This is a genomic window from Aliterella sp. E5.1 (assembly GCF_057473825.1).
Window position 1 is genome coordinate 1 of the sequence record NZ_JBYCCV010000187.1, and the last position, 3913, is coordinate 3913.

The 3913-nt window shown below is 41.3% G+C and carries 5 protein-coding genes and 1 pseudogene; all 6 read left to right on the forward strand.

Going from position 1 to position 3913, the window contains the following annotated elements:
- Nucleotides 1-199 (forward strand): annotated as a pseudogene (locus AC2VE5_RS24590) (hypothetical protein); the annotation flags it as partial.
- Nucleotides 200-345: 146 nt separating this feature from the next.
- Complete coding sequence (locus AC2VE5_RS24595) at nt 346-774, forward strand: VOC family protein (RefSeq protein ID WP_486890245.1); 429 nt, start codon at nt 346-348, stop codon at nt 772-774.
- A gap of 102 nt (nt 775-876) precedes the next feature.
- Entirely contained in the window at nt 877-1329 is a 453-nt protein-coding gene (locus AC2VE5_RS24600) for a cupin domain-containing protein (RefSeq protein ID WP_486890241.1), read from the forward strand.
- A gap of 34 nt (nt 1330-1363) precedes the next feature.
- Nucleotides 1364-2146, forward strand: a complete 783-nt coding sequence (locus AC2VE5_RS24605) for a class I SAM-dependent methyltransferase (protein ID WP_486890242.1) — start codon at nt 1364-1366, stop codon at nt 2144-2146.
- A 2-nt stretch (nt 2147-2148) separates the two neighbouring features.
- Nucleotides 2149-2670 carry a GNAT family N-acetyltransferase gene (locus AC2VE5_RS24610; protein ID WP_486890243.1) on the forward strand — a complete coding sequence of 174 codons (522 nt, stop codon included), beginning with the start codon at nt 2149-2151 and terminating at the stop codon, nt 2668-2670.
- Between the two features lie 14 nt (nt 2671-2684).
- On the forward strand, nt 2685-3913 hold a 1229-nt coding region (locus AC2VE5_RS24615), incomplete at its 3' end, for an MATE family efflux transporter (protein WP_486890244.1).

The window sequence follows — 3913 nt, forward strand, 5'->3', positions numbered from 1 at the left end:
TAGTCCAGAGTTAATGCCCGTTGAGCATATCTGGGAAGATATTCGAGAAAACAACTTTTATAATCAAACATTTTCATCCCTTGAACAGGTAGAAGATGTACTTTGCCAAGGCTTACTTGAACTTTCTTCTAATAGTGAGTGCCTGCGCTCTATGACTTTCTTTCCTCACCTTCAATTACTACCTCTGATCGCAACTTAGTATAAATTCTTGAAGAAACTACCGTAGTTCTAACGATTTAATTAAAGCCTGGTGTTCCTATTAGTTTTAGAATTATTTTTTTGTCTGCCCTATGCGATCGCTTATTTATATCAGTATTGAGTGAACAAATAAAGCAAAATAATTCCATGTTGCAAAGAAAAGTATTACGAGTAGCCCGCCCTAGGGACAATCTCGATAAAGTTGTTGATTTCTATACCAAAGGCTTGGGGCTAGAAGTTCTCTACAAGTTTCAAGACCATGAATGCTTTGATGGCGTGATGGTTGGGTTTCCAGGCGCAGCTTATCATCTGGAGTTTACAAGTCACCGGGGTCACTCTGTAGGACACGCGCCAACGCAAGATAACTTACTGATTTTTTACTTACTCAATCAAGCAGAATGGCTGGAGGCGATTAGAGCCATGAAAAATGCAGGATACGAACCCGTGCAATCTTACAATCCCTATTGGGATAAACATGGCGTGACCTTTGCAGATCCAGATGACTACCGCGTAGTTCTACAAAACGATACTTGGACAGATGCAACCGCAGCAAGTCAAAACATTAAATATAAATAAGGAGCTTTGTAGAAGGGAAAACACAAACTAATTAGCACATTATTCCCAAGACTAGCAAAAGAATTGATGCCGTTGTTGCGATCGCACTTTAAGGTAGATTTTATGTCATTGCCGATTATTTTGCAGCCTGGAGTTGGGCAATCTGTCCAAATTCGGACAAGTACCTGCACCTTCAAAGCAACAGGTAAAGATACCAAAGGTCATTTTGGACTATTTGAGTTTGTGATGCAGCCAGGAAGTATGGGCGCAAGTCCGCATATTCACAAGCAATTGACCGAAATGTTTTATGTGGTGGAAGGATTAGTGGAAATGGTGTTGAGCGATCGCACGCTCCAAGCACAACCAGGAGCTTTTATACTCGTACCAGAAAATACGCCGCACGGCTTTTCTAATCCAGGACAAACGCCAGCAAAGCTATTAATTATGTTTTGTCCCGCCGATGCACGAGAACAATATTTTGTAGGTTTAGCCGAACTAACTAAAGATGGGCGACAGCCAAGCCAAGAGGAGTTGCTTGAATTGATGCAAAAGTTTGACCAGTATCCAGTTCCTTAAAAGACAAACTAGATTAAGCGATCGCACTTCAAGTATGAAACGCGACAATTACTACAATAAAATTGCCGCCTTCTACGATCGCACGCGCTGGTTAAGTGAACCTGTATCCGCAGAAGTAGCAGACTTTATCCTCGATCTTGTTGGTGGAACGCCAGATACATCTTTTTTAGAACCTGGGGTTGGTACAGGATTGAATGTTATTCCTCTGGTTAAACGCGGTTACTCAGTGACGGGGATTGATATTTCCCAAGAAATGCTCGATCGCTTTCGGCAAAAGTTGGGCGAAGTTCCTACTAATTTACGACTGATTCATGCTGATGCTTCGCGTTTAATGTTTCCAGAGCGCAGTTTTGATGTTGTCTTGACTATACATATGCTCCATGCTGTTTCTGACTGGAAAGCATTACTAAATGACATTATTCGGGTACTTAAGCCCACAGGTTATTATCTCAACTGTCAATGGATTACACCGCCAGCGCGATTGGAGTTTGAAGACTATTTTCGAGCAATACAATCTAAATATGAAGCACAGCAAAGTTCTACAGTTTTTGAAAAAATTAATGTGGGTGGTTATTTGCCAGAAAGTTATCAATCAAATTACTTTGTTGCCAAAGAATGGACGGTTAGCAACACAGTTGGAGAATTACTAAGTTTTTTTAGAGAGCGTGCTTACGGTTTATGTTGGCAGGTATCGGACGAAATATATAACGAAGTAATGAACGAGTTTGAAGCATTTTGTCAAGAACATTATGGCTCTTTAGATAAAATACTGTCTTCTAACGCCAAGTTTGAGATCGAAGCTTATAGAGCAAACTGATAATGAGTAATAACGAGATAGTTAGGGCATCTGAGTTAAGAGTCCGTCCGGCGGCGATCGCAGATGTGGAAATAATTTTATCTTTTATTAAGAAAAAGGCGGAGTTCGATCGCAATATGGGCGCTTTCTCCGGCAGAATTGCAACTTCAGCCGAGAAAATCCGCCAAACTATTTTTGGCACAATGCCGTTTGCCCAGGTGTTGTTTGCCGAGATGGAACTTTATCCGATTGGCTTTGCTTTGTACTACTATAGATACTCCTCGTTTAAAGGCTTGCCGAGTATTTGGCTTGACGATTTGTATGTAGACGAAAAATTTAGAAGTAAACAAGTAGGCGCAGCACTAATGAATTATTTAGCTCAAATTGCCAAAAATAATTGCTGCACTCACCTTGCTTGGACGGCGGATGTTCGCAATATTCGCACGATTAGTTTTTATCATCGTTTGGGCGCAGAAATTGTCGAGCAAAAAGCTAACACCTGTTTTTTCCAGTGGATACCGTCCTTAGCCTCCGATACTGCTTAAAGCGATCGCTCATCATGTTAAAACTATCAACTCATTCGCCCGTCGCTACAGAAATTAGAGAATCCTTGCATCTTACTATTCCTTTAGCCAGCGCTCAAGTTGCTCAAGCCGCTACAGGATTTGTCGATACAGTAATGATGGGCAATTTAGGACAAGAAACTTTGGCAGGAGGAGGAATCGGTGCAACAACTTTTACTACAATGCTCGTAATTGCGACAGGAGTTGTCATTGGAGTTAGCCCGCTAATTGCGGAGGCTTACGGAGCAGGTAATAAGGCAAGAATCCAACAGCTAACACGTCAGGGAATCTGGTTATCTCTCATACTCGCAATTCCTGGGATGTTGCTATTTGGACAAATAGATAGTCTGATGGGGCGGTTTGGGCTTGCGGAGAATATAGTTTTGTTGGCAAAGACATTTTTAAACGTGATGCTATGGGGATTTTTCCCAGCTTTAATGTTTGCGATGCTTAAAAGCGTTGTATCTTCTCTGTCTCAACCTCGAATAATTACGCTTGTAGTTGTTATTGGTACGCTCTTTAATGCGGCTGGTAATTATATTTTAGGTTTTGGCAAGTTGGGCTTTCCAGTATTGGGGATTAGAGGTATTGCTTGGGCAAGCGTGTTGTCTCATTGGTTAATGTTGATGCTCTTAATTGTCTATATTTGCCAGCACAAACAACTAAAAGTTTTAAATTTATTTGAGAATTTGCACCAGTTTGAGCCAAAAATTCTCAAAGAAGTCGTCTGGCTGGGAGTACCTATTGCTATATCCTTTGCTTTTGAAGTTGGCTTATTTACAACCACAACTTACTTAATGGGCGTTTTGGGAACAGATATATTAGCAGCGCACCAAATTGTCTTTCAAACGATCGCAGTTATATTCATGATTCCCTTGGGTATGTCTTTTGCTACAACTATTCGTGTCGGGCAGTGGATAGGACAGCAAAACGTTGATGGTGTAAAGAGAGCAGCTTATGTAAGTATGTGGATGGGAGGGTTATTTATGGCAGTAATGGCGATCTCATTATTGCTATTTCCTCGCCGCATTATTGCTTTGTACTTAGACATTGACAACCCAGAAAATAAAAGTGCGATCGCGCTAGCTACTTCTATGCTGAGTATTGCAGCAGTTTCCCAAATTTTAGATGGAGTGCAAACAACGGCGGCGGGTGCATTGCGAGGACTCCAAGATACTCGCGTCCCTATGTTGCTTAGTTTCTTGGCATTTTGGGGAATTGGTTT